General features: G+C 66.2%; 23 protein-coding genes. 15 read left to right on the top strand and 8 right to left on the bottom strand.

The window, feature by feature from the left end; translation table 11 throughout:
* The first annotated feature begins 15 nt into the window (after positions 1 to 15).
* From fabG to ACE3N9_RS00540, 5 genes are all read left to right on the top strand, one after another.
* Positions 16 to 768, top strand: a complete 753-nt coding sequence (fabG, locus tag ACE3N9_RS00560; protein ID WP_374280318.1) for a 3-oxoacyl-[acyl-carrier-protein] reductase — start codon at positions 16 to 18, stop codon at positions 766 to 768.
* Between the two features lie 88 nt (positions 769 to 856).
* Positions 857 to 1,396 carry a hypothetical protein gene (locus tag ACE3N9_RS00555; protein ID WP_374279800.1) on the top strand — a complete coding sequence of 180 codons (540 nt, stop codon included), beginning with the start codon at positions 857 to 859 and terminating at the stop codon, positions 1,394 to 1,396.
* Between the two features lie 156 nt (positions 1,397 to 1,552).
* Positions 1,553 to 2,671, top strand: coding sequence for a DNA polymerase III subunit beta (gene dnaN, locus ACE3N9_RS00550; RefSeq protein WP_374279798.1), 1,119 nt, complete (start codon positions 1,553 to 1,555; stop codon positions 2,669 to 2,671).
* 82 nt (positions 2,672 to 2,753) lie between these two features.
* On the top strand, positions 2,754 to 3,233 hold the full coding sequence (locus ACE3N9_RS00545; protein ID WP_374279796.1) for a hypothetical protein: 480 nt from the start codon (positions 2,754 to 2,756) through the stop codon (positions 3,231 to 3,233).
* A 62-nt stretch (positions 3,234 to 3,295) separates the two neighbouring features.
* Positions 3,296 to 4,372 (top strand): DUF2855 family protein, encoded by a 1,077-nt coding sequence (locus ACE3N9_RS00540; protein ID WP_374279794.1) that lies wholly within the window; start codon positions 3,296 to 3,298, stop codon positions 4,370 to 4,372.
* Positions 4,373 to 4,382: 10 nt separating this feature from the next.
* On the opposite strand, the gene ACE3N9_RS00535 is transcribed toward ACE3N9_RS00540, so the two are convergent.
* The 5 genes from ACE3N9_RS00535 to ACE3N9_RS00515 all read right to left on the bottom strand — a co-directional run bounded on the left by ACE3N9_RS00535 (position 4,383) and on the right by ACE3N9_RS00515 (position 11,103).
* Positions 4,383 to 5,396, bottom strand: coding sequence for an NAD(P)-dependent alcohol dehydrogenase (locus tag ACE3N9_RS00535; RefSeq protein ID WP_374279792.1), 1,014 nt, complete (start codon positions 5,394 to 5,396; stop codon positions 4,383 to 4,385).
* Positions 5,393 to 7,147 (bottom strand): amidohydrolase family protein, encoded by a 1,755-nt coding sequence (locus tag ACE3N9_RS00530; protein WP_374279790.1) that lies wholly within the window; start codon positions 7,145 to 7,147, stop codon positions 5,393 to 5,395. The genes ACE3N9_RS00535 and ACE3N9_RS00530 overlap by 4 nt, the downstream gene beginning before the upstream one ends.
* A gap of 99 nt (positions 7,148 to 7,246) precedes the next feature.
* Positions 7,247 to 8,554, bottom strand: coding sequence for an FAD-dependent oxidoreductase (locus tag ACE3N9_RS00525; protein ID WP_374279788.1), 1,308 nt, complete (start codon positions 8,552 to 8,554; stop codon positions 7,247 to 7,249).
* A 5-nt stretch (positions 8,555 to 8,559) separates the two neighbouring features.
* A complete protein-coding gene (locus ACE3N9_RS00520; RefSeq protein ID WP_374279786.1) occupies positions 8,560 to 9,396 on the bottom strand; it encodes an alpha/beta fold hydrolase in 837 nt (278 codons plus the stop codon).
* Between the two features lie 15 nt (positions 9,397 to 9,411).
* Positions 9,412 to 11,103 (bottom strand): PHA/PHB synthase family protein, encoded by a 1,692-nt coding sequence (locus ACE3N9_RS00515; RefSeq protein WP_374279784.1) that lies wholly within the window; start codon positions 11,101 to 11,103, stop codon positions 9,412 to 9,414.
* Between the two features lie 193 nt (positions 11,104 to 11,296).
* Between ACE3N9_RS00515 and ACE3N9_RS00510 the strand changes: the two genes are divergently transcribed.
* The 5 genes from ACE3N9_RS00510 to ACE3N9_RS00490 all read left to right on the top strand — a co-directional run bounded on the left by ACE3N9_RS00510 (position 11,297) and on the right by ACE3N9_RS00490 (position 18,438).
* Positions 11,297 to 14,011, top strand: a complete 2,715-nt coding sequence (locus ACE3N9_RS00510) for an EAL domain-containing protein (protein WP_374279782.1) — start codon at positions 11,297 to 11,299, stop codon at positions 14,009 to 14,011.
* 123 nt (positions 14,012 to 14,134) lie between these two features.
* Positions 14,135 to 16,375 (top strand): EAL domain-containing protein, encoded by a 2,241-nt coding sequence (locus tag ACE3N9_RS00505; RefSeq protein ID WP_374279780.1) that lies wholly within the window; start codon positions 14,135 to 14,137, stop codon positions 16,373 to 16,375.
* 88 nt (positions 16,376 to 16,463) lie between these two features.
* On the top strand, positions 16,464 to 17,714 hold the full coding sequence (locus ACE3N9_RS00500) for a serine/threonine-protein kinase (RefSeq protein ID WP_374279778.1): 1,251 nt from the start codon (positions 16,464 to 16,466) through the stop codon (positions 17,712 to 17,714).
* The gene (locus ACE3N9_RS00495; protein ID WP_374279776.1) at positions 17,692 to 17,925 is read left to right on the top strand and encodes a hypothetical protein; all 234 of its coding nucleotides are present in this window, start codon (positions 17,692 to 17,694) and stop codon (positions 17,923 to 17,925) included. Before ACE3N9_RS00500 ends, ACE3N9_RS00495 begins: the two co-directional genes overlap by 23 nt.
* Before the next feature lie 21 nt (positions 17,926 to 17,946).
* On the top strand, positions 17,947 to 18,438 hold the full coding sequence (locus tag ACE3N9_RS00490; protein ID WP_374279774.1) for a DUF3617 domain-containing protein: 492 nt from the start codon (positions 17,947 to 17,949) through the stop codon (positions 18,436 to 18,438).
* Positions 18,439 to 18,477: 39 nt separating this feature from the next.
* On the opposite strand, the gene ACE3N9_RS00485 is transcribed toward ACE3N9_RS00490, so the two are convergent.
* Entirely contained in the window at positions 18,478 to 18,600 is a 123-nt protein-coding gene (locus ACE3N9_RS00485; protein WP_374279772.1) for a hypothetical protein, read from the bottom strand.
* Here ACE3N9_RS00485 and lepA point away from each other — a divergent pair.
* From lepA to ACE3N9_RS00465, 4 genes are all read left to right on the top strand, one after another.
* Positions 18,599 to 20,416 carry a translation elongation factor 4 gene (gene lepA / locus ACE3N9_RS00480; protein WP_374279770.1) on the top strand — a complete coding sequence of 606 codons (1,818 nt, stop codon included), beginning with the start codon at positions 18,599 to 18,601 and terminating at the stop codon, positions 20,414 to 20,416. The genes ACE3N9_RS00485 and lepA overlap by 2 nt on opposite strands.
* A gap of 61 nt (positions 20,417 to 20,477) precedes the next feature.
* Positions 20,478 to 21,386 carry a CmcJ/NvfI family oxidoreductase gene (locus ACE3N9_RS00475; RefSeq protein WP_374279768.1) on the top strand — a complete coding sequence of 303 codons (909 nt, stop codon included), beginning with the start codon at positions 20,478 to 20,480 and terminating at the stop codon, positions 21,384 to 21,386.
* A 79-nt stretch (positions 21,387 to 21,465) separates the two neighbouring features.
* A complete protein-coding gene (locus tag ACE3N9_RS00470; protein ID WP_374279766.1) occupies positions 21,466 to 22,260 on the top strand; it encodes an outer membrane protein assembly factor BamD in 795 nt (264 codons plus the stop codon).
* Between the two features lie 68 nt (positions 22,261 to 22,328).
* The gene (locus tag ACE3N9_RS00465; RefSeq protein ID WP_374279764.1) at positions 22,329 to 22,772 is read left to right on the top strand and encodes an Rrf2 family transcriptional regulator; all 444 of its coding nucleotides are present in this window, start codon (positions 22,329 to 22,331) and stop codon (positions 22,770 to 22,772) included.
* Here the strand turns inward: ACE3N9_RS00465 and ACE3N9_RS00460 are convergent.
* Together ACE3N9_RS00460 and ACE3N9_RS00455 are read right to left on the bottom strand one after the other, a co-directional pair.
* A complete protein-coding gene (locus ACE3N9_RS00460; protein ID WP_374279762.1) occupies positions 22,732 to 23,829 on the bottom strand; it encodes a glycosyltransferase family 4 protein in 1,098 nt (365 codons plus the stop codon). The genes ACE3N9_RS00465 and ACE3N9_RS00460 overlap by 41 nt on opposite strands.
* A complete protein-coding gene (locus ACE3N9_RS00455; protein WP_374279760.1) occupies positions 23,826 to 24,701 on the bottom strand; it encodes a UDP-2,3-diacylglucosamine diphosphatase in 876 nt (291 codons plus the stop codon). The genes ACE3N9_RS00460 and ACE3N9_RS00455 overlap by 4 nt, the downstream gene beginning before the upstream one ends.
* A gap of 204 nt (positions 24,702 to 24,905) precedes the next feature.
* Between ACE3N9_RS00455 and ACE3N9_RS00450 the strand changes: the two genes are divergently transcribed.
* The gene (locus ACE3N9_RS00450) at positions 24,906 to 25,088 is read left to right on the top strand and encodes a YezD family protein (protein ID WP_374279758.1); all 183 of its coding nucleotides are present in this window, start codon (positions 24,906 to 24,908) and stop codon (positions 25,086 to 25,088) included.
* Positions 25,089 to 25,180: the final 92 nt, after the last annotated feature.

The raw sequence follows: 25,180 nt of genomic DNA, 5'->3' as shown, positions 1-25,180 counted from the left end.
GCCATGGAAAACCGTCTGTTCGACCTTACGGGAATGACCGCCCTTGTCACCGGCGCTGCCGGCGGGATCGGCTCGGCGATCAGCCACGCGCTGGCGCGGCAGGGGGCGCGGCTGGCGCTGTCGGGGACCAACCCGGCCAAGCTGCGCGCCTTCCGCGAGGAATTGAACGACACTTACGGCCACGACCACGTCGAGATCACCTGCGACCTGTCGAACACCGAACAGGTCGAGCACCTGGTGCCCGCCGCGGTCGATACGCTGGGCAAGCTCGACATCCTGGTCAACAATGCCGGGATCACGCGCGACAACCTCGCCATGCGGATGAAGGACGAGGAGTGGGACGCGGTGATCAAGGTCAATCTTGAAGCCGCCTTCCGCCTGATGCGCGCGGCCTGCAAGCCGATGATGAAGGCCCGCCACGGGCGGATCATCACCATCACCAGCGTGGTCGGCGCCACCGGCAATCCGGGCCAGGTCAACTATGCAGCGGCCAAGGCGGGCCTGGTCGGCATGTCGAAGTCGCTGGGCCAGGAAGTGGCAAGCCGCGGGATCACTGTGAACTGCGTCGCCCCCGGCTTCATCCGCACCGCGATGACCGATGTGCTGCCCGATGGCCAGAAGGAAGCGCTCAACGCCCGGATCCCGATGGGCCGGATGGGCGAGGGCGAGGATATCGGTGCCGCCGTCGCCTATCTCGCCAGCCGCGAGGCCGGTTACGTCACCGGCCAGACGCTCCACGTCAATGGCGGCATGGCGATGATTTCCTGATACTTTTTCCCGCTGTCGCGTTGTTACAAGGGCAAGCGCACGGCGGGCTGGCAAGCCCGGCGCATCAAGACACCAAAGGGGGAATTTGATGCGCCGTGTTTCGCTGATCCTGATTGCCATGGCCTGTGTGGCCGCCGCCCCGGCGGCTTCGCGGTGGACGCCCAAGCAGGCTGCCTGCCCGCTCAAGCAGGCGCCGGCCGGGCTTTCGGCCGAAGTGGTCAAGCCGATGCTGCCCGGCGCGGCGGAAGACGCGGAAATCAGCGATCAAGCCGCCGAACAACTCGCCAACCTGGCGCTGACCTGCGCCAAGCAGACCAAGGTCGGCAAGGCGCGGCTCGATGCCTATATCGAAATGGCCACCTGGCAGCTGACCAGCGCGGGGCTGGCGCCCGAAGTTTCGGCGCGCGGAATTGATCCGGCCACGCTGGGCGCGATCATGAATGTCGGCGCCGGGCGGGCCAATCCCAGCTTCGAGACGCTGAGCGATGCCGACGTGACGCGCATGATGGTCGCGCTCAAGGCCAAGGGCGTGAATGTCGATGCGCTCGACACCGATGCCTGGCACGTTGCCGGGGCCTGGCTCGAGGCGACCAGCCGCGCGTACCGCGCCGGAATGCCGGGCAAGTAATCTCGCGGGAAAACCTGCGGATTTATCCCCAGTTTCGCCCTGTTTCGGGCCTGTCAGCCTTGCCGCTGGCAGGCCCGGCGCTAAGAAAGACAGTCCGAAACGAAGGCGCGGCGCCGATTCCGGTCGGCTGCGTTCCGCAGGGGACACGTTACGACCATGAAGGCCACCATCGAACGCGCGACGCTGCTCAAGTGCCTGTCGCACGTCCAGTCCGTCGTTGAACGGCGCAACACCATTCCGATCCTCTCGAACGTGCTGATCGAAGCCTCGGGGGATGGCACGCTCAAAGTGATGGCGACTGACCTTGACCTGCAAGTGGTGGAAACCATGGGCGCGGTCGCGGTGGAAAGCCCCGGCGCGATCACCGTTTCGGCGCACCTGTTGTTCGACATCGCCCGCAAGCTGCCCGATGGCAGCCAGGTCAGCCTGGAAACCGCCGACAACCGCATGGCGGTGAAGGCCGGGCGCAGCCGCTTCAGCCTGCCGACTCTGCCGCGTGACGATTTCCCGGTGATCGTCGAAGGCGACCTGCCGACCAGCTTCGAGCTGCCCGCCGCGACCCTGGCGCAGATCATCGACCGCACGCGGTTCGCGATCAGCACCGAGGAAACGCGCTATTACCTCAACGGTATCTTCTTCCACGTCACCGACGATGACCTGAAGGCCGCCGCCACCGATGGCCACCGCCTGGCGCGCTACACCATAGCCCGGCCCGAAGGCGCGGCGGGGATGCCTGACGTGATCGTGCCGCGCAAATGCGTCGCCGAACTGCGCAAGCTGCTGGAAGAAGCGCTCGATTCGAACGTGCTGATCGACCTGTCGGCCAGCAAGATCCGCTTCACCCTGGGCGGCAACAACGGCGTGGTGCTGACCAGCAAGCTGATCGACGGCACTTTCCCCGATTACAGCCGCGTCATTCCCACCGGCAATGACAAGCTGCTGCGGCTCGATCCGAAGAGCTTCTATGAAGGGGTGGACCGCGTTGCCACCATCGCCACGGAAAAGACCCGCGCGGTCAAGATGGCGCTGGAGAATGACCGCGTGACCCTGTCGGTCACTTCGCCCGACAACGGCACGGCGGCGGAAGAAGTCCCGGCGGACTATCGCAGCACCGGCTTCGAAATCGGCTTCAATGCCAATTACCTCAAGGACATCCTCGGCCAGATCGAGGGCGACACGGTCGAACTGCACCTGGCTGATGCCGGCGCGCCGACCCTGATTCGCCAGGACGACAAGTCGCCTGCGCTCTATGTGCTGATGCCGATGCGGGTCTGATCCCGTTTTGGGCGAAGCGGTCGTCGCCACGCTGCCCGGGCGCCAATGCGGCACTTGCAGCCTGTGCTGCAAATTGCCGATCGTGCCGGAAACGGAAAGCCCCGCCGGGGAATGGTGTCGGCATTGCCAGGTCGGCAAGGGCTGCCGGATCTATGATGCGCGGCCCGAGCGCTGCCGGGCGTTCCATTGCGGCTGGCTGGGATGGAGCGCGGTGCCCGAACACTGGTTCCCGGCCAAGGCGCGGATCATCGTGTCGAGTGAACCGGCCCGGCTGGTCTTCGATGTCGATCCCGCCGCGCCGACCCGCTGGCGCGAACAGCCCTGGCATGGCGAGATCAAGGCCCTGGCCGTCATGGCCTTTGCCGAACAGCGCCAGGTGCTGGTGCGGATCGGTCGCAAGGTGATCGCCATGCTGCCCGACCGTGACTGCGAGCTGGGCGTGGTTGCCGATGACGAGATCGTGATTACCGGCCTGCGCCCCGATGGCACCTGGGGCGCGGCCAAGGTCCGCCAGGACGATCCGCGCATGGCGCTGGGCGGGGCGACGATCCCGCTGCAATGACCGCCGATTGACCTTGCCCGGCGATGCCCTAGGCTGGAGAAAACCAGATCAGGGAGAGCGAGATGAGCCGGACGGTCCAGGTCAAGCGCCATGCCATCACCGAAACGCGGATCGTGGACGCGCCGCTGCCGCCGCTGGGCGATGGCGAAGTGCGGCTGCGGGTGGAAAGCTTCTCGGTCACCGCCAACAACGTGACCTATGCGGTGGCGGGCGATGCCTTTGGCTACTGGAACTTCTTCCCGGGCGAGGGTGACTGGGGCGTGGTGCCGATGTGGGGCCACGCCGTGGTCGAGCAATCGCGCCATGATGAAATCAAGGAGGGCGAGCGGGTCTATGGCTACCTGCCGATGGCCGAACATCTCGACGTGCTGCCATCCGCCGTTTCGCCGAGCGGGTTCAGCGATGCGGCGGCGCACCGCCAGCCGATGAGCCCGATCTACAACCAGTACAGCCGCCTGGCCGCCGATCCCGAACACGATCCCGCGCGCGAGAACGAGCGGATGATCTTTGGACCGCTGTTCAAGACCGGGTTCCTGATCGAAAACTTCTTCCGCCGCGAACAGTGGTTCGGGGCAAAGAACCTGGTGGTCACTTCGGCCTCGTCCAAGACGGCGATGGCGCTGGCCAGCGTCACCCGCGCGCTGTCACCGCAGGTGCGGCGGATCGCCCTGACCTCGGCCGGTAACGTCGATTTCGTGCGGCGCGGGGGCTTCTATGATGAAGTGCTGGCCTATGACGCGGTGGCGCAGCTGCCGCGTGAAGCCAGCGTTTCGGTCGATTTCGCGGGCAATGCGCAGCTGCTCCACGCACTGCACAGCGCGCTGGGCGATCACCTCAAGTATTCGAGCACGGTCGGCGCGACCCATGTCGGCGCGGGGTTCGGGCAGGACAACGGGCCGATCCCGGGGCCGACGCCCACGCTGTTCTTCGCCCCCGATCATGCCGTGGCCGCGATCCGCGAGCAGGGGGCCAAGGCTTTTGGCGAGGCGGTTGCGGCCAGTTGGGCGACCTTCATGGCCGAAACCGCCGGGGCGGTGACCGTGTCGGTGCGCGCTGGGCTGGAAGCCGCGGGCGAAGCCTTCGTCGCCGCGGCGCGCGGCAGCGCCGATCCGGCGGTCGGGGTGGTGATCCACCCCTGACCACGCGGGATCAGATATCGACGACGATCTTGCCGAAGTGCTTGTTGGCTGCCTGGTGGCGGAAGGCTTCGGCGAGGTTGGCCAGCGCGAAGTGATCGGAGATCACCGGCTTGATCCCGTTGGCTTCGATGCCCTTGATCATGTCCAGCTGCTGGGCGCGGCTGCCCACGGTGAGGCCCTGAACGCGCAGGTTCTTGGCCATCAGCAGCGCGGTCTGCACCGGCCCGGCAAAGCCCGCCAGCACCCCGATCAGCGCCACGTGGCCGCCAACGTGGGTCGCCAGCATCGACTGGTCGAGCGTGCCCGAACCGCCGATTTCCACCACGCAGTCCACCCCGACGCCATTGGTCAGTTCGAGGACCTTCGGCCCCCAGGCCTCGACTTGCTTGTAGTTGATCAGATCGTCCGCCCCCAGCGCCTTCATCCGCTCCAGCTTGGCATCGGACGATGAGGTGGCGATCACCCGCGCCCCTGCGGCCTTGGCGAATTGCAGCGCGAAGACCGAGACGCCGCCGGTGCCCTGAACCAGCACGGTCGAACCCGGTTTGATCGAATCGTCGACGAACAGCGCGCGCCACGCGGTCAGCCCCGCGCAGGTCAGCGTCGCGGCTTCGGCGGCAGAGTAGCCCTGCGGCACGTGGGTGAACCAGTTTTCCGGCGTCACCACCACTTCGCGGGCATAGCCGTCGATCCCGTCGCCCGGCACGCTGGTAAAGGCGGTGCTGGGCGGGTGGCCATCATTCCAGTCGGTGAAGAAGGTCGAGACGACCAGGTCGCCCGCCTTGAACTGGGTCACCCCGTCGCCCACCGCTTCGACCACACCGGCGCCGTCCGACATCGGAATGCGCCCGGCAGCCGTCGGGATCATGCCTGCGACCACGGCGTAATCGTGGAAGTTGAGCGAACTGGCCTGCAGGCGCACCCGGATCTGGCCGGGGCCGGGCTGGCCCGGATACTCGGCCGTGCCCGGCAGCAGGCTCTCGAGATTGGCGGGCGAGCCCACCCGCACGACGGCAATCGTCATTCGGCAGCCTCCAGCATCGCGGCGCGCTGCGGCCCGCGGATCAGCCCGCCCGGCGTCGCGCCGGTCCATTCACCCTGGCGGAAGGTCACCACGCCGCCCTTGACCGTGCAGACATAGCCTTCCGCCTTTTGCAGCAGGCGCTTCCCGCCGGCCGGCAGGTCGAACGCCAGCCACGGCTTGCCCAGCTTCAGCGCATCCAGGTCGATCACATTGAGATCGGCGATGTAGCCGGGCGCGACCACCCCGCGATCGTCGAGGCCATACAGCCGCGCGGTGTCGAGGCACTGGCGCTTGACCGCCGCTTCGAGGCTGAGCCGCCCGCCACGCTTGCGATCGCGCACCCAGTGCTGGAGCATGAAGGTCGGGCTGGCGGCATCGCAGATCGTGCCGCAATGCGCGCCGCCATCGGACAGCGCGTTCACCGTGTCGCCGCTGGCCTGCAGGGCTTCGAGGAAGTCGAGATTGCCATCGGCGTAGTTGAGGATCGGCAGGTAGATGAAGCCGGTGCCATTGTCCTTGCACAGCAGGTCAAAGGCATATTCGTCCGGCGTCACCCCGGCGGCAGCGGCACGGGCGGCAATGCTTTCCTCGGCGGTCGGCTCGTAATCGAAGTCCGGGTCCATCTGGTACTGCATCGCCCAGCCGGCGCTGATCGCCATGGCCACGCCCATGATCCCTTCAGGCACCTGGCTGTAATCGTTGGCCTGGCCCAGCAGCTTGGCCTTGAACGCCGGGTCGAGCAGCTTGGCGCGCTGCTGGTCCCACGGCAGCTGGGCGATTTCGGCATAGGCCGGGCGCATGCGGAACGGGTGGACCGTGCCCTGCCAGGCCATGATGATGCCATTGCCGCGCAGCGCGATCGCCGCGACGATATTGGCGCCATTGTCGTTTTCGGCGCGCATGTTGGCGATCTGCTCGCTCAGCGGCTGTTCCTTGGCGATGCTTTGCAGCGCGGCGAAGACCACCGGCAGCCCGGTTTCGCGGCTGAGCGCGCCCATCCAGCCGAATTCGTTCCATTCGCGCTTGAGGTCGCTGGCGAGTTCGAACACGCCGTGGCCAACCTTGCCCATGGCGCGGCCGATGGCGATCAGTTCTTCTGCCGTGGCAGTGGTGCCGGGGACCAGTTCCCCGTCGACCGAGCGGTGCAGCACGGTGCGGCTGGTGGAAAAACCCAGCGCCCCGGCGCGTACGCCTTCCTCGACGATGGCGGCCATCTGCTCGATATCCTCGGCGGTGGGGACGGCGCCGGGCTGTTCGCGGTCACCCAGAACATAGGCGCGCACCGCGCCGTGCGGCACGTGAGTGGCGACGTCGACCGAGCGCGGCAGGCGTTCGAGCGCGTCGAGGTATTCGGGGAAGGTTTCCCAGTCCCACTTCATCCCTTCGGCCAGCGCCGTGCCGGGAATGTCTTCCACCCCTTCCATCAGGCCGATCAGCCATTCATGCCGGTTGGGGGCGGCGGGGGCGAAACCGACGCCGCAGTTGCCCATGACCACGGTGGTCACGCCGTGCCAACTGGACGGGGCCATTTCCTGATCCCAGGTGGCCTGGCCGTCGTAATGGGTGTGAATGTCGACCCAGCCGGGGGCAACCACCTTGCCGCCCGCGTCGATTTCCTGCGCCGCATCGCCGTGCACCTTGCCCACGGCGGCGATCAGCCCGTCCTTCACCGCGACATCGCCGGTAAAGCGCGGGGCGCCGGTGCCATCGACGATGGTGCCATTGCGGATGATCAGGTCATAAGTGGCCATCGGAACTCTCCCGTTCACAGCCGACTCGCGCGGCTGTTTAACTGGGCGATAAAGCCACGGTTGCGGGAGAGGGGCAAGGGGTGACCGCCCCCGGCGCGGTCAGCTGCCGCGCGCGGCGATCATTTCCTCGACCCGGACGAACTTTTCGCGCGGCGCGCCTTCGCGGGCGCGGGCTTCTTCCTCGGCCTCGATCTTCTTCCAGTCGCGGAAGGTGACAACATCCAGCCCGCGCGCCTGCGCCAGCGCATCGAACCCGGGGCGGCCCTGCTTGCCCGCGCCCGCGCCGATGTCCTCGGCGATCTTCTCGATCACGCTGAACCCGTCGGGGCGGTTGGTGCCGATCGTGCCCGAAGGGCCGCGCCGCGCCCAGCCGACGCAGTAGAGGCCCGGCAGGATCCGCCCTTCATCGTTGGGAAAACGCCCGGCGCGATCATCGAACGGCACGCCCGGAATGCGGCTGGTCTGATAGCCGATGCAGCACACCACCAGTCCGGCGGGAATGACATAGGTTTCCCCGGTGCCGACCGCGCGGCCGGCTTCGACCGTCGTGCGTTCCACTTCCACCCCGGTCACCTTGCCATCGCCCAGGATCGCCTTGGGGCTGGCGTAGAAATCGAACTCGATCTCGATCGGCACGTCGCCGTAATGGCTCGCCGGGATCGCCGCGAAGCTGCGCAGGTGGTTGACCGACTTGCGCAGGCCGGGCTCGAGCAGCGCATCCTCGCCCACTTCGGGCAGGTCCTGCGGATCGACCCGCGGCGCGGCGCGCGACAGGTGCGACAGCTCGCCCAGTTCCTTGGGCGTCATCATGATCTGGTGCGGCCCGCGCCGCCCCAGGATGACGATGCGCCGCAGCTTTGAGGTATCGAGCACGTCGAGCGCGTGGGCGACGATGTCGCTCCCGGCGAATTCCTCGCGCGTCTTGGACAGGATGCGGGTCACGTCGAGCGCGACGTTGCCCATGCCGATCACCACCGCCGTATCGCCCGACAGGTCGGGGTCGAGATTGGCGAACATCGGATGGCCGTTGTACCAGCCGACGAAGGCCGCGCTGCCATAGACATTGGGCAGGTTTTCGCCCGGCAGGTCCATCTTGCGGTCGTGCGGCGCGCCGGTGGCCAGCACCACCGCGTCATACAGGCCCTGGAGTTCCTCGACCGTCACGTCCTTGCCGACCATGACATTGCCGACGAAGCGGACGTTTTCGGACAGGGCGGTCGCCTCGTACCGGCGGGCGACGCCCTTGATCGACTGGTGATCGGGCGCGACCCCGGTCCGGATCAGCCCGTAAGGCACGGGCAGCATGTCGAAAATGTCGACGCGAACGTCATCGCCCCACTGCTTCTGCGCGGCCTCGGCCGTGTAATACCCTGCTGGTCCCGAGCCGATGATCGCAATGTGGCGCATGAGGTCTAGGCTGCCTTTCGTGTGGTGTCGGCCCGGTCCGGCCCGTCAAGGAACCCCCGGATCGACGAGATCGTCTGTTCGCGGTGGGTCAGCATGAACAGGTGTCCGCCCTGTTCGAAGATGTCGAGCCGGCTGTTCGGGATCAGCGCTTCGAGGATCTTGCCATTGGCGAGCGGGACGATCTGGTCCTCGTCGCCCATCATGATCAGTGTGTCCTTCTTGAGGAAGGGCAGGGCGGGCGCGCTGGTCCAGCCCATCATCGCGAGCAGCTGGTAGATGTAGCCGCGCGGGGAAGGGGGGATGAGGCGGCCGATGTGTTCGGTCTTGCCGCCGGTCAGCCCGCCGTACAGGGTGCGGAAGTGTTCTTCCATGAAGGCCGCGTCGACATAGCGGCGCGGGTTGACCATCTTGGTCAGTGCGGCCGGGTTGCCCGGCACCATGAACATCCCCGCGCTGGTCGCGCACAGGATCAGGCGGCGCACGTAATCGGGATGTTGCAGCGTGAAGTGCTGCGCCATGGCGCCGCCCCACGAAATGCCCATCACGTCGACCTGTTCGCAGCCGAAGCGGCGGATCAGTTCCCTGGCGGTCCAGCTCATCGTGAAAGTGTTGTACGGCACCAGCGGTTCGGGGCTGCGGCCCACGCCCGGCATGTCGAACATGATGAACGGCCGTTCGGTCAGCGCTTCGGCCAGCGGGGCGACGGCCTCGATATTGGCGCCGATGCCGTTGAAGAACAGGATCGGCAGGTGCTCGCTCGCCATGTCCCAGCGCCAGCGCGCGACCCGCAGGGTGCGGCCGCCGACCTTTTCCATCGAGAATTCACAGGTCAGCTCTTGCACAGGCGCCCTTTCGGCTCAGGTCAGTACGTAAAGGCCGGGGGCGCTTTCCATCGGCGGATGCGCCTTGCTGCCCAGCGCCTTGGGGGCAGGAACCTGCTTGCCCGAACGCTGTTGCAGCCAGTTCATCCAGTACGGCCACCAGCTTCCCGACTGTTCCTCTGTCCCCTGAAGCCATTCGTCAACGTCGGCGGGCGGGTGGCCGGCCTTTTTCGACACATAATACTTCGCCTTGGGGTTGCCCGGCGGGTTGAGGATCGCCTGCATGTGTCCCGACTGGCTGAGCACGAAAGTCACGTCCTTCGAGCCGAACAGCTGGGTCGAGCGATAGCAGGCGCGCCACGGGGTGATGTGGTCGGTCGTCCCGCCCAGAATGAACAGGTCGCTGTTCACCTTGGTCAGGTCGATCGGGTGGCCGGCCATCTCGACCTCGCCCTGCTTGGTGAAGGCGAGGGTTTCGAACAGGTGGAGGAAATCGCCCATCAGCGTGGCCGACAGGTTGGTCGCGTCCGCGTTCCAGAACAGGACGTCGAAGGCCGGGGGATCCTCGCCAAGCAGGTAGTTGTTGATGACGTAGTTCCAGATCAGGTCGTTGGGCCGCAGCCAGGCAAAGCCGCGGGCGAGCGAGTGGCCTTCGATGATCCCGGCCTTGGCGGCGCGCTGCTTGGCGAGGGCCAGGCCGTTCTGCGAGATCAGCGAGCCGGCCTCGATGTCGTTCTGCTTGGGGTGCAGCACGGTCACCATGAAAGTCAGCGCGCCCAGCCGCTTGTCGCCGTTTGCCGCCATCTTGCTGGCCAGGATCGCCCCGGTCTGCCCACCCGAACAGGCGCTGGAAATGTTCACCTTGGGCGCGCCGGTGATTTCGCAGACCACGTCCACCGCCTTCATGCAGCTGGCGATGTATTCGTCCATCCCCCAGACCCCTTCCTCCTTGGTCGGGTTCTTCCAGGAAATGACGAAGCACTGGATGCCGTTGTCGACCTGCCACCTCACCACCGACTTTTCCGGCGACAGGTCGTTGATGTACATCTTGTTGATTTGCGGCGGAATTGTCAGCTGCGGGATGGCGTGGACCTGCTCCGTGGTCGGGGCATAGTGGATCAGCTCGAACATCGCGTCGCGGTAGACCACGCTGCCCTTCGAAGTGGCGACGTTCTCGCCCAGCTTGAACGGCTTGCTGTCGACCTGGCTGACCATGCCCTTGTTGTGGACCATGTCGTTGTAGGCGTTCTTCAGCCCCTTGATCAGGGAAAGGCCGCCGCTGTCGATCAGCCGCTTTTGCGCGGTGGGATTGCCGATCAGGGTGTTGGTCGGCGCCAGGCCGTCGATGATGATATTGGCGATGAAATTCGCACGGTCGCGCTCCAGTTCATCCAGTTCCAGCTCTTCCAGCCAGTTCTTCATGCCCTTCTGGATCGCCAGGTAATACTGCGCCCCGGCGCGGAAGAACGGGTTGTAGCGCCAGGCCGGGTCCATGAAGCGCTTGTCCTTGGGCTCGGGCGCCAGCTCGCTCTTGCCGCTGAGGATCTTGACCACGTCTTCGCCGAAGGCCTGCATGTGGCGCAGGCTGCGCTTGGGGTCGGTGGCCGTTTCGCGCAGCAAGAGCGCGACCGCGCCGACGAAATCCTCGCGCGCCAGGCCAACCAGCGGGCCCAGCGCGGTGGTGAACTGCGCGGCTTCGTTTTCCAGCGTGGTGCCGCCTTTGGCCATCCCCTGTTCCCCAGCTGGCGGGCGGGCGGTTGACCCGCTCCTGCCCGCATGTCGTTATCGTTGGCGGGGAACATGCACTGCTCGCCAGACCATTTCAAGCACCGTCCACGCAGCTGTCCGGAGCGCGCAAATGCGCCGGAATTAATGGTAAATTTAACCCTTTCTCAAACGGTTTCAGGGCATGCGATGCGCCATGGTCGCCCAGCCCGCCAGGCAAGAATCCGCGGAACCGCCCGCAGTCGCTCCGCGCGGACCGGCTGGCGCGCCTGTGGCCGAGGACCAGCGCCAGGTATCGCCAGCCAGCCTGCGCCAGCAGGCAGCGCGCAGCGACCGCGCCTTGCGGCAGCGCCGCGCGCAGGAATATTCCAGCCTTTATCACGTGCTTGATCGCAACTGGACGCTGATGGCGCCGGTCCTGGCGATCGCCGTGCTGCTGAATGGCCTGGCCACATTCAGCGTGCCGCCCCTGCTGACGGTGCTGACCGCGATCCCGGCCGTGGGCCTGGTCGCGGCGACATCGCTGGCCATCCGGATCGAACGCGAGCATTGCGCAACGGCGATGCACCGGCTGCTGGTGCTACTGGTGATGATCGCGCTGCCGATGGCGCTGACCGGCATGTCGCTGTCCTACTGGACGATCCGGGCCGACGCCGACTGGAGCGACTCGCTGGGCCTGATGATCATCAGCGGTGCACTGGCGGCGGTGATCCTGAACCGCCGGGTGATCGCGCTGATCGCCAGCCAGATCGGGCTGTGGACCGGCGCGACGCTGGTTGTCGGCACGATCGAGACCTGGGTGGGCCTGGTGCTGGGCGTGGGGCTGGGGATCTTCGTCGGCCAGCGCGAAAACAGGGTCAACGCCGCGACTGTCCGCGCCCAGATCGAGCGCGAACGCGCCCAGCAGCGCGCCGAGGAAATTCTCAACGATTTCGAACAGACCGGGCAGGGCTGGTTCTTCGAAACCGACCGCCGCGGCGCGATTGTCTATGTGTCGGCGATCGTCGGCCAGATCCTGAACCGCAAGGTGCTGATCGGGCGGCCGTTTACCGAAATGTTCGTGACCGACCCCCAGGGGCAGGAAAGCGAACGGACGCTGGCCTTCCACCTCAACGCGCGTTCGGCCTTCAGCGAACTGGCGATCCGCGCCGCCGTGCCCGAGGAGGAGCGCTGGTGGTCGATCAGCGGGCGGCCGATCTATGACAGTTTCGGCAACTTCCTGGGGTTTCGCGGGTCCGGCCACGACCTGACCGAAAAGCGCCGATCCGAGGAACAGGCCACGCGCCTGGCGCATTACGATTCGCTGACCGGCCTGGCCAATCGCCTGCAGATGGCCCAGACGCTGGAAAAGATCCTTGCCGCGCCGAACCTTGAACACCGGGCCTGCTCGGTGTTCCTGCTCGATCTCGACCGGTTCAAGCAGGTCAACGATACCATGGGCCACCCGGCCGGGGATGCGCTGCTGAAAATGGTGGCCAGCCGGCTCGAACGCGCCGTGGGCGAAGGGGGCCGCGTCGGCCGCCTGGGCGGTGACGAATTCCAGGTGATCATGGCCGGGCGCCATCGCCGCGAGGACCTTGCCGCGCTGGCCCGGCGGATCATCCACGACCTGTCCGAACCCTATTCGATCGACGGGCACCGGGTGGTGATCGGCGCGTCGGTGGGGATCGCGATGTCACCCGATGACGGGGTGACCTCCGAAGCGATCATCCGCAACGCCGACCTTGCGCTTTACGCCGCCAAGGACGGCGGGCGCGGGCGCCACCATTTCTACGCGGCCGACCTGCACAGCGATGCCGAAGAGCGCCGCCAGCTGGAACAGGACCTGCGCGATGCGCTGGTGAACAACGGGCTGGAGCTGTACTATCAGCCAGTGGTCCAGACGGTGACCGAACGGATCACCGGGTTCGAGGCGCTGCTGCGCTGGAACCATCCCGAACGCGGGATGCTCTCGCCGGCCAAGTTCATCCCGATTGCCGAAGATACCGGGCTGATTGCCCAGATCGGCGAATGGGCGCTGCGCACGGCCTGCCAGGACCTGACCCAGTGGCCCGAAAGCGTGCGCGTGGCGGTCAACGTCTCGCCGCTGCAATTCGCCAACCCGGCGCTGCCGGCGATCATCACCAATGCCCTGGCGGCGGCCCAGATCGATCCGCAGCGGCTGGAACTGGAAATCACCGAAAGCGTGTTCCTGAACGACGATGAAGGGACCGAGGCGATGTTCGCCGCGCTCAAGCGGGTGGGCGTGCGCCTGGCGCTCGACGATTTCGGCACCGGCTATTCCTCGCTCGGCTATCTCAAGCGCGCGCCGTTCGACAAGATCAAGATCGACCAGTCATTCGTGCGCGGCGCCACGATCCGGGGCAGCCGCAACGGCGCGATCATTTCCTCGATCGTCAGCCTGGCCGAAGCGCTGGGCATGGAAACGACGGCCGAGGGCGTGGAAACGCTCGACGAGCTGGACCTGGTGCGGATGCTCGGGTGCAGCCACGTGCAGGGCTATATCTACGAAAAGCCGCTCAGCATGGTGTCGGCGACCCAGCGGTTGCAGACCGGGCTGACCGCGATCGCGCGCGGGCCGCGGGCCGCGCGGGCCACGCGCCAGACGATGCTGCGCAAGGTGGTGCTGGACCATGCCGGGCAGCAGTACCATGCGACCATCCGCAATATCTCGACCACCGGGGCGATGGTCGAAGGGCTGTGGAACGTGCCGCCCGGCACGATTTTCCGGATCGTACTGGCCGAAGGCAGCGTGGTTACGGCGACCAGCCGGTGGTGCCAGGAAGACCGCATGGGCGTGGAATTCGCCGCCCCGCTGCAGCTGGACGAATCGGGCCGCATCGCGGTCCTCGGATCCGTGACAGGACGGCCCCGAAATCCCCTGCTGCGCTCAGCTGGCGAGGCTGCATGATCCGGCACCTTTCAGCCAGATCAATAACTTGCACTTCCTGCATCGTTAGCGGTTTCGCAACCACGTTTGGTTATCACAGTGGCATCCATCGGCGAACTTGCGGGAATGCACGGCTTACGGGACATGGTTGAAGCGAAGGGATCAGGCCGGGGACTGTTCCGCAACCTGCTGGGTGGCAGCAGGGGCGAAGCCGGCCTGCGCGCGCCCAATGCTCCTGCCATGCCGACCGGCGACGAATTGAACCGGGCCGTGGCCCTGCTGCGCGATTACGAGCAGTCGGGCATCGGCTGGTTCTGGTCGAGCGATCACGAAGGCCGGCTGACCTACATTTCAGACTGCGTGGCGAAAAGCCTGGGGCGCGAGCGCCGCGACCTGGTCGGCCAGCCGATCCAGTCGCTGTTCATCCTCGACCGTGACGAGGACGAGCCGGTCGAACGGACGCTGCCGCTGATCCTCAGCGCGCGCAAGACCTTCGTCGAACTGGCGGTGCGCGCCGCGCTCGACGACCACGAGGTATGGTGGTCGATTTCCGGGCGGCCGCAGTTCAATGCCGATGGCGAATTCTGCGGCTATAACGGCAACGGCACCGACGTTACCGCGACCCGCCAGAACCAGAAGGACGCCTCGCGCCTGGCGCAGTACGATTCGCTGACCGGGCTGGCCAACCGCCACCGCATGGGCAAGCGGCTGGGGGCGACGCTGACCGCTTACAAGACCGCCAAGCGCGCCTGCGCGGTGATGATGATCGACCTCGATCGGTTCAAGCAGGTCAACGACACCCTGGGCCATCCGGCCGGGGACGAGTTGCTCAAGCAGGTTGCCCAGCGGCTGCAGCGGGTGGTGACCGAGAAGGGCTGCGAGATCGGCCGGCTGGGCGGCGACGAATTCCAGATCATGCTGCCCGACATCGACGATCGCGGGCGGCTGGGCGAAATCGCCAAGACGATCATCACGATGGTGTCGCAGCCCTACCAGATCGAAGGCAGCCGCTGCGTGATCGGCGCTTCGGTGGGGATCGCGATTGCGCCCTATGACGGGGTCGACAGCGAGGAACTGATCCGTTCCGCCGACCTTGCGCTCTATGCCTCGAAGGGTGGGGGGCGCGGACAGTTCCGGTTCTATTCCAGCGACCTGCACAGCGAAGCCGAGCGCCGCAAGCAGATCGAGGACGACCTGCGCGATGCCCTGGCCAATGGCGAAATGCGGGTTGCCTACCAGCCGATCGTCGATACCCGCACCAACAGGGTGGTGACGTTCGAAGCCTTCTCGCGCTGGGAACATCCCGAGCTGGGCGACGTTCCCCCCGGCGTGTTCATCCCGATTGCCGAGGAAGCCAACCTGATCGGCGCGCTGGGCGATTGGGTGCTGAAGCAGGCCTGCGTTGATGCGATGTCCTGGCCGGGCAGCGTGCGCGTGGCGGTGAACGTCTCGGCCTCGCAGTTCGCCAACCCGGGCTTCGCCTCGGTCGTGGCCCAGGCGCTGGCCCATGCCGAAATGCCGCCCGAACGGCTGGAACTGGAACTGACCGAAAGCGTCTTCCTGGGCGACCGCGCGCAGACCGAGGACATGTTCAATTCGCTCAAGCTGCTGGGCGTGCGGCTGGCGCTGGACGATTTCGGCACCGGCTATTCCTCGCTCGGCTATCTCCAGCACGCGCCGTTCGACAAGATCAAGATCGACAAGGGCTTCATCCGCGGGGTGACCGAGCCGGACAGCCGCAACCGGGCGATCATCTCCGCGATCGTCAGCCTGGCGACCGCCCTGAAGATGGATACCACCGCCGAGGGGATCGAGGCCCACGACGAGCTGGGCGAGATGCGCAAGCTGGGGGTCAGCCAGATCCAGGGCTTCATCTATGCCCCGGCGCTGCCCAGCGATGACGTGGCCGAGGCGATGATGAGCGGCGAATGGGTGATCGAACCCTGCGGCCCCAGCAAGTATCGCCAGGAACGCCGCACCGTGCTGCGCAAGGTCGGCCTGATCCACGAGGATCACCGCTATGAGGCGACCATGCGCAACCTGTCGCGCACGGGCTGCATGGTCGAAGGCCTGCTCGACGTGCCGATCGACACGCCTTTCGTGGTCGATTTCGGCGAAGGGCAGCTGGCCGTGGCCGTGGTGCGGCGCAGCGCCGGCGCGATGCAGGGGCTGGAATTCGAATTGCCGCTGGTCGATGACGGGGCCGGGGGGCTGTGCACCCGCCACCGCGTTTCGCCCTATGTCATGGCCCAGGCCGGCATGCCGCTGCAGGCCTTGCCGCCGGGACAGTATCCGATGCAGCTGATGCAGCAGCCCGGCGCGGCGCTGTCGCTGCCCAAGTTCGGATCGGTCAGCGATCAGCGCCCCAAGAGCCGCGTCGCCTGAGCACAGTCCTGCGTTCCTGCTGAATTGCCGGCAGGTTGCCAAACCATCCATTGCCAGTCATGATCCCTGCATTACTTGGGGGACTGGCGTGCGGATCAAGGATCGGTACGAATACGATCCAGTTACCGACTTGCTGGGCAAGGGCGGCTTTGCACGGGTATTTCGGGCGCGGGATGAATTGCTTAACCGCGATGTCGCGCTGAAGGTATTCAGCAAGCTGGGGCACGATCAATATTCGGTGCTCGCCGAAATTCGCAAGGCGATCCAGCTCGAACATCCCAATCTGCTGCGTTATTACGATGTCCTGCTGCTGAGCCAGGCGAATGCCCTGGGCGAGGAGGAGGAACTGCAGGTCGGCGTGATGGAATATGCCAACGCCGGCGATCTCAAGTCCTTTGTCCGCGCCAATCCGGGAACCGACCAGTTGCCCCGGCTGCTGCGCGAAGTGTTGCAGGGGCTGGAATATCTCCACAGCCGCGGGATCATTCACCGCGACCTGAAGGCGCAGAACATCCTGCTGGTCGAGCGCGGCGGCGTGGTCACCGCCAAGATTTCCGATTTCGGGATCAGCAAGGACCTGAGCGGCTCCGATCCGCACAGCTCGTCGATGCTGGTGGGCACGATCGAATACATGGCCCCCGAACAGTTCTATCCCGGCCGGTTCGGGATCGACGGCAAGGTTCAATCCAACGCCGATCTGTGGGGCTTCGGCGTGATGATCCACGATCTGCTGACCGATACCACGCCGTTCGGCCGCCGCGACGGCGATACCACGGTCGAACAGATCATGGCGGCGATCGTCGAAGCCAGGTTGCCCGAACAACTTGACGAGTTGGCCGAACCCTATCGTTCGGTAGTGCGCCAGTGCCTGGTGGCTGACGCCCGCCAGCGCATCCGCCGGGCGTCCGACCTGCTGGGCTATTTCGGCGGGGACGCAGGCACCGCGGCCTATGCGCCGCCGCCCGCGTCCGACGATACCGTGCCGATGGACCGCGCGGCAGCCGGAAGCGGAATCCGCGCACCGCGGCGTCCGGGCCTGGCTGGCGGCGCGGCCCGCGCGGCGGTTGGCGCTGGTCGGGGGGGCGGCGGTCGGTCTGGCCGGCGCGGCCTGGCTGGCCGGGCTTGGCCTGCCGGGCGAGGCATCGGGGCACGGCGATCCGGCCGCCCCGCCTTCCGCGCGGGAATTCGTGACCGATTCGATGCTGGCGGCAATGGTCACGCGCGAGCAGGCCTGCGTTGCGGCCTGCGTGGGCGTGCCGGCCGCTGCGGCGGACAGCTGGCCGGGCATCTGGTCGGAATCGCAGCCGATCGGGCAAGTGGTTCACAAGCTGCCCGATGACGGCAAGGAACAGGCCGAACGGCTCGCGCGCTATTTCTGCCGCGCCGACGATGGCTGGCTGGTGACGCTGCACCAGCATGGCGGATGCGATGGCCTGACCTGTACGGCCAATGTCTTTGCCTCGTGCTTCGAACTTCAGCCACCCGGCAAGCCGGCGGCGCAGGTGCGGATGTGCCGCTCGCTGTGCAAACAACAGACCAACATGGAGTAGATGGTCATGAGAGGATTTTCAGTGCCCAGGCAGTTGCTGGTGATCGCGCTGCCATTTGTCGTCATGGGATGTTCGTCCAAGGTTGAAGTGCAGCCCGGCCTGTGGCGGCTGACCGAGCAGTCCACCGGGGTCGAAAGCTCCGACAAGGACAATCCGATCCCGCCCGAACTGGCCGCGGGTTCGAACAGCAAGCAATCGGTGGCGGTCTGCTGGGGGCCCAAGGATACCGGATCGTTCCGGGGCATGATGAAGGACGCCAGTGAACTGCCCAAGGATTGCAAGATCACCAAGGACGTGGTGGCCGACGGCAAGATCGACTTCGAGCTGGAATGCAAGGACCCGAGCGCGGAAGGCATGTCGCTGGTCCGCAAGATGCACGGCACCTACACCGCGACCACGTTCGAGGTTGAATCCGCCACCACGATGAGCGGCCCCACCCCGGACGGGAAGACCACTTCGATGACCTTCAAGGCCAAGGGCACGGCCGAGCGCGTCGGCGAATGCAAGGCCTGACCGGGCGGCGGGCCGGGTCCTGAATCCGGTCCGCCCCGGTCATTGCGGCTTGACCGTGACCACGGGCAGCAGTTTCCGGACGGACTTGCCGCGCTGAGCTTGCCGCACCACCGCAGCGCGCGGCGTGACATGGGCCGCCGCCGCTGCTAACGGCGCGCTCATGACTGACCTGGCCGCCATCCGCAATTTTTCGATCATCGCCCATATCGACCACGGCAAGAGCACGCTGGCCGACCGCCTGATCCAGTTCACCGGCGGTCTGAGCGAGCGCGAGATGAGCGCGCAGGTGCTCGACAACATGGAGATCGAGAAAGAGCGCGGGATCACCATCAAGGCGCAGACCGTGCGGCTGAAGTACAAGGCGCGCGACGGCAAGGACTATGAGTTGAACCTCATGGACACGCCGGGCCACGTCGACTTTGCCTATGAAGTCAGCCGCAGCCTGGCGGCCTGCGAAGGCGCGCTGCTGGTGGTCGACGCGGCGCAAGGGGTCGAGGCGCAGACCCTGGCCAACGTCTACCAGTCGATCGAGCACGACCACGAGATCGTGCCCGTGATCAACAAGATCGACCTGCCCGCCGCCGAGCCGGAAAAGGTCAAGGCCGAGATCGAGGAGATCATTGGCCTCGACGCGAGCGACGCGGTGCTGGCCAGCGCCAAGAGCGGCATCGGCATCGAGGAAGTGCTGGAAGCCGTCGTCACCAAGATCCCGCCGCCCAAGGGTGATCGCGATGCGCCGCTGAAAGCGATGCTGGTCGATTCGTGGTACGATCCCTATCTTGGCGTCGTCATCCTGGTGCGGATCATCGACGGGGTGATCCGCAAGGGCCTGCAGGTCAAGTTCATGGCCGGCGGCACCGAACACCTGATCGACCGCGTCGGCTGCTTCACCCCCAAGATCGAGCAGCTGGCCGAACTGGGCCCGGGCGAGATCGGCTTCATCACCGCGCAGATCAAGGAAGTGGCCCAGGCCCGCGTCGGTGACACGATCACCACGGTCAAGGGCGGGGCAACCGAAGCGCTGCCGGGCTTCAAGGAAGTCCAGCCGGTGGTGTTCTGCGGGCTGTTCCCGGTCGATGCGGCGGACTTTGAAAAGCTGCGCGAGAGCATCGCCAAGCTGCGGCTCAACGATGCCAGCTTCAGCTTCGAAATGGAAAGCAGCGCGGCGCTGGGGTTCGGCTTCCGCTGCGGGTTCCTGGGGCTGCTGCATCTGGAAATCATCCAGGAACGCCTGACCCGCGAATATGATCTGGATCTGATCACCACTGCGCCCAGCGTGGTCTATCGCATCCAGCTGCGCGCCAGCCGGACCGACGACGCGCGCGAGATCCTGCTGCACAACCCGGCCGACTATCCCGATCCCAGCCGGATCGAGACGATCGAGGAACCGTGGATCAAGGCGACGATCTACACCCCCGACGAATACCTCGGCTCGATCCTGAAACTGTGCCAGGACCGGCGCGGGATCCAGACCGGGCTGACCTATGTCGGCGGGCGCGCCCAGGTGCAGTACGAATTGCCGCTGAACGAAGTGGTGTTCGATTTCTACGACCGTCTGAAGTCGATCAGCCGCGGCTATGCCAGCTTCGACTATGAACAGATCGGCCTGCGCGAGGGCGACCTCGTCAAGATGGGCATCCTGGTCAACAACGAGCCGGTCGACGCGCTGTCGATGATCGTCCACCGCAGCGCCGCCGAGGCGCGCGGGCGGCACATGTGCGAACGGCTGAAAGACCTGATCCCGCGCCACCTGTTCAAGATCCCGATCCAGGCCGCAATCGGCGGCAAGGTGGTGGCCCGCGAAACCATCAGCGCGATGCGCAAGGACGTTACCGCCAAGTGCTATGGCGGCGACATCACTCGCAAGAAGAAGCTGCTGGAGAAGCAGAAGAAGGGCAAGGCCCGGATGCGCGAGTACGGCAATGTCAGCATCCCGCAGGAAGCCTTTATCGCCGCGTTGCGGATGGGCGAGGAGTAGCGCCCCCTTGTCATGATCCTAACGATCGTTACTGTCCTGCGGTAACGAGAGGAGAGGGATGATGGCAACGGACGGACAAGACCGGATCGAGGATGACGCCCGCACCGCGCAGGCGCTGATCCGTTACCTGGGCGATGGCGATTACGTCACCCGGCGCTATGTCAGCCAGGGGGCGGAAATCAACACGGGCGACTATTCCGACCACGTCATGCCCATGCGCGACGGGATGCCGATCCGCGATCACTTCACGCTGGACCGCCATGGCTTCATGATCGGGCGCCACCGCTCCGCCGTGGCCGATTTCGATGACCGGGCCGAAGTTGACGCCAAATACAACGCCGAAGTGGCCGAAGCGGTCAGGGCGCTGAGCGGGGCCAGCTTCGTCGCGGTGCAGGGCTGGATGCGGCGGACAAGTGCCGACCTGTCCGAACGGGCCGCACAGAAGGTCGCGGGCTACCAGCACAGCGGCGGGCTTCAGCCCCAGGCGGGCGAGGCGCACATTGACTACAACCCGCGCACCGGCGAAGCGGCGGGCGCGCGGATGTACGCCAGCCACCGTCCGGGCGGGCCGGGGTTCACGCGGCACTGCTGCTTTTCGTTCTGGCGGACTTATTCACCCGGCCCGCAGGACTGGCCGCTGGGGATGATGGACGGCCGTTCGATCGTCGGCGACGAGCTGGCCAGCAACACGCTGTTCGTGGTCGACGAATTTCCCGAGGGCGCGGCGCTGACCGCCCCGGTCGCGGGTGAGGACGAGATGATCGCCGCCACCATCCTGCGCAAGCGCGACGCGCACCGCTGGTGGTATTTCTCGAACATGGACCGCGATGACGTGCTCTTGTTCAAGTTCTACGACAGCGACCATTCGGTCACCTGGCGCTGCCCGCACACCGCCTTTCACGATACCAGCCTGGCGAACACGCAGACCCGCAATTCGATCGAAGTGCGCTGCGTGGCGTTCTGGGAATAGCCGCGCTGCCGGGGGCAGCCGGGGAAAGCGCCACCCTTTCACTTGGCGTTCAGGCTGGGGCTGGTTATAGGCTGGCGCCATGCTGACCCGTTCTCCGCTCAAGCTCGCCCTGCTTGCCACCGCCACGGTGGCCATTTCGCTGACTGCCGGTTGTGGCGGCCGGGGCAAGATTAAGGATACCGCCTTCGTCGCGCGCGACGTCGATACGCTGTACCGCGCGGCCAAGGACAAGCTCGACAGCGGGGATACCCGCGTTGCCGCCGCCCTGTTCGACGAGGTGGAACGCCAGCACCCCTATTCGCCCTGGGCCCGCCGCGCCCAGCTGATGAGCGCATTCAGCTATTACGTTGCCAAGGATTTCACCAAGAGCACGCAGGCCGCGCAGCGCTTTCTGGAAATCCACCCGGGCAACCGCGACGCCGCCTATGCCTATTACCTGATCGGGCTCAACTATTACGAGCAGATCAGCGACGTCAGCCGCGACCAGAAGAACACCAAGCTGGCCAAGGACGCGCTGACCGAAGTGATCCGGCGCTATCCCAACACCCGCTATGCCAGCGACGCCAAGCTCAAGCTGGACCTGGTCAACGACCACCTGGCGGGCAAGGAAATGACCATTGGCCGGGCCTATGAACGCTCGGGCAAGTGGCTGGCGGCGCAGCTGCGCTTCCGCAACGTGGTCGATCAGTACCAGACCACCAGCCACGCGCCCGAAGCGCTGTTCCGCCTGGTCGAAACCAACCTGGTGCTGGGCATCCCCGAAGAAGCGCAAAAGGCCGCCGCCGTGCTGGGCACCAACTATCCCGGCACCGAATGGTACGACAAGGCCTATCAGCTGATGCAGAAGCACGCGCCGGGCACCAGCGCGAGCTGATCCGGCGGCGGGAGTTTTCTACTCCCCAAGTTGACATTTGCCGCGGGGCAGGGCTCTAATCCGGGGCCATGCTTTCGCAAAAGACCCGCTACACGATCCGCGCGCTCCAGCACCTCGCCGACACCTGGCGGCAGGGGCCGGTGCGGCTGGACGTGATCGCGGAAACGCAGAATATCCCGCGCAAGTTCCTGACCGTGATCCTGTCGGAAATGGTCCGCGAAGGGCTGGTCATTTCCACGCGCGGGCGCGACGGGGGCTACGAGCTGGCGCTGCCCCCGGTCGACATCCGTTATGGCGACATCATCCGCCTGACGCGCGGCAGCCTGGCGCTGGTACCCTGCGCCAGCCGCAACGCGCACGAACACTGCCAGAACTGCTTGCCCGAAGCCGAATGCCGGCTGCGCGGCCTGATGCTGACCCTGCGCGACGAAATGGCCGAAATGCTCGACCGGGTCAGCCTGGCCGATCCGATCAGGCTGGAACCGCCGTTCGCCAGGGTTGAGCAGCCCTGACCGGTTCCGCCGGCGGGGCCTGCCGGGCCTGCATCAGCGCCGCTTCGAACTGGTCGGTCGCCTTGTCCCAGCTGAACCCCGCGCCATAGACCGCCGCCGCCAGCGGATCGAGCTGCAAGGCCCGGCGGATCGCAGCGGTCAGGTTGTCGTCCAGTGCGGCGATCCGTGCGGGCATGCTGCCATCCGCGCCGTGGCCATCGGCCCCCAGCACGTCGAGCGGCCCGGGCACGGGGAATGCGGCGACCGGCAGCCCGCAGGCCAGCGCTTCGATCATCACCAGCCCGAACGTATCGGTGCGGCTGGGAAAGACGAACACGTGGCCCGAACAATAGGCCCGCGCCAGTTCGATCCCGCTCAGCGCGCCGGTGAAGCGCACTTCGGGATAGCGCTGGCGCAGCATGTCCAGGTCCGGCCCGTCGCCGACCACCACCTTGGTGCCGTTGACTGGCGCGTCGAGGAACGCGGGCAGGTTCTTCTCGACCGCGACCCGCCCGACATAAAGCAGGACCGGGCCGGGCAGGGCCGCCAATTCGGGCAGCGGGGCATGGCCGGGGTGGAATACACTGCGGTCGATCCCGCGCTGCCACAGCTGCCACTGCGGCAGGCCGCGCGCGGCCAGTTCCGCGCCCAGCGCCGGGGTCGATACCAGCACGGCGCGGCTGTGCTGGTGAAAACGGCGGACCAACGGCCAGAACCGTTCGGCATCCAGCCCGGTGCGCACGGCGGCATAGTCCGGGAAGCGGGTGTGGAAAGCGCTGGTGAAAGGCACGCCGTGCTTCAGGCACCAGTTGCGCGCGCTCCAGCCGATCGGTCCTTCGGTAGCGATGTGGACCACGTCGGGCGCGAAGGCGGAGAGCGAGCGGCGCGTGCCGAAGCGCGGGGCCAGCGCGAGGCGGATTTCGCTGTAGCCGGGCATGGGCATGGTGCGGAACTGGTCAGGCGTGATCAGTTCCACCGCGTGGCCGCGTTCGACCAGCTGGTTGACGGTCATGCCCAGCGAACGGACCACGCCGTTGACTTGCGGGTGCCAGGCATCGGTGCACAGGGCGATCCTCATGCGGTTTCCTTTTCAGCTTGAATGTGGGGCAGGGCCGGGGCGGTGCGCGCGGCGCGGCGGGCTTCCTCGGCCCAGTCGACCAGGCGCATCGCGCCGTCGGGTTCCTCGACTAGGGCTGTGCAGCTTTCGACCCAGTCGCCATCGTTGTAATAGGTGATGTCGCCGATCTGGCGGATCTCGGCGCTGTGGATGTGGCCGCAGACCACTCCGTTCACCTGCCGTTCGCGCGCGGCGGCGGCCACAGCCTCCTCGTAGGCGCAGATGAACTGCACCGCGTTCTTGACCCGCTTCTTGAGATAGGCCGACAGCGACCAGTAGGGCAGTTTGAAACGCCGCCGCACCGCGTTGAACAGCACGTTCGCGCGCAGCAGCAAGGCATAGGCCTTGTCCCCGAGGAAGGCGAGCCAGCGGGCATAGAGCACCACCGCGTCGAATTCGTCGCCGTGGGTCACCAGCAGGCGGCGGCCGTCGGCGGTCAGGTGGATCGCATCCAGCGCCACCTGCACGCCGCCGAAATTCATCCCCGCATAGGGGCGCAGCATTTCATCGTGGTTGCCCGCGATCAGCACCACGCGCGTGCCGCGATGCGCCATCTTGAGCACCCGGCGGACCACTTCATTGTGGGCATCGGGCCAGTACCAGCCCTTGCGCAGCCGCCAGCCATCGACGATGTCGCCCACCAGGTAGAGCACCTCGCACTCGGCCGTGCGCAGGAAATCCAGCAGGAGCGCCGCGTTGCAGCCGCGCGTGCCCAGGTGCACGTCCGAAATCCAGACGGTGCGATAGTGGCGCTTGGGGCGGAAAGCCTGCGGTTCGGGCAGGTCGAGCCAGTCCGGCAGGCTGGCGGCGGATCGGGCGGTCTTTCGTGCCATGGGCATCCCTGTGTGCTGACCTTGTCGCATGCCAGACCTGCCCTTCGCAGGTTGCGGAGATGTGGCGGGGCGATGACAGTTTTGGGACAAGCGGGGGCGCGGCACATCTGGCCGCACAAAAGCTGCGCTTCATCGCCGCAAAGCGAATCTCTGCTTGTCTAGTAAATAAGTAGAGATAAAGTGGCGGACGAAGGAGCCGCCTCGATGACTTACCCTGCCAGTTCGCCCAAGTCATTGTCGGAGCGCCGCAATCCGGCTGTGCCCGAACAGGTGATCGACGCGGTTGGCGCGGCGGTGGGCCGGCTGCGCTACGGCGTGGTGCAACTGACCGTCCATGAGGGGCGCGTCGTCCAGCTCGAAGTCACGGAGCGCCAGCGCTTCACCTGAGGCGCGCGTTTTCCCCGGGCGGGGCCGGTTTGCGAGTGGCCGGTCCCGCCTGACACCTTTGTCGCTCGTTCAGTTTTTATGCCTGCAGACCG

The organism is Novosphingobium sp. (assembly GCF_041905565.1).
Lineage (GTDB): Bacteria > Pseudomonadota > Alphaproteobacteria > Sphingomonadales > Sphingomonadaceae > Novosphingobium.
Note: the sequence above shows the minus strand (reverse complement) of the source record. Positions and strands in the feature narration are given on the sequence as shown.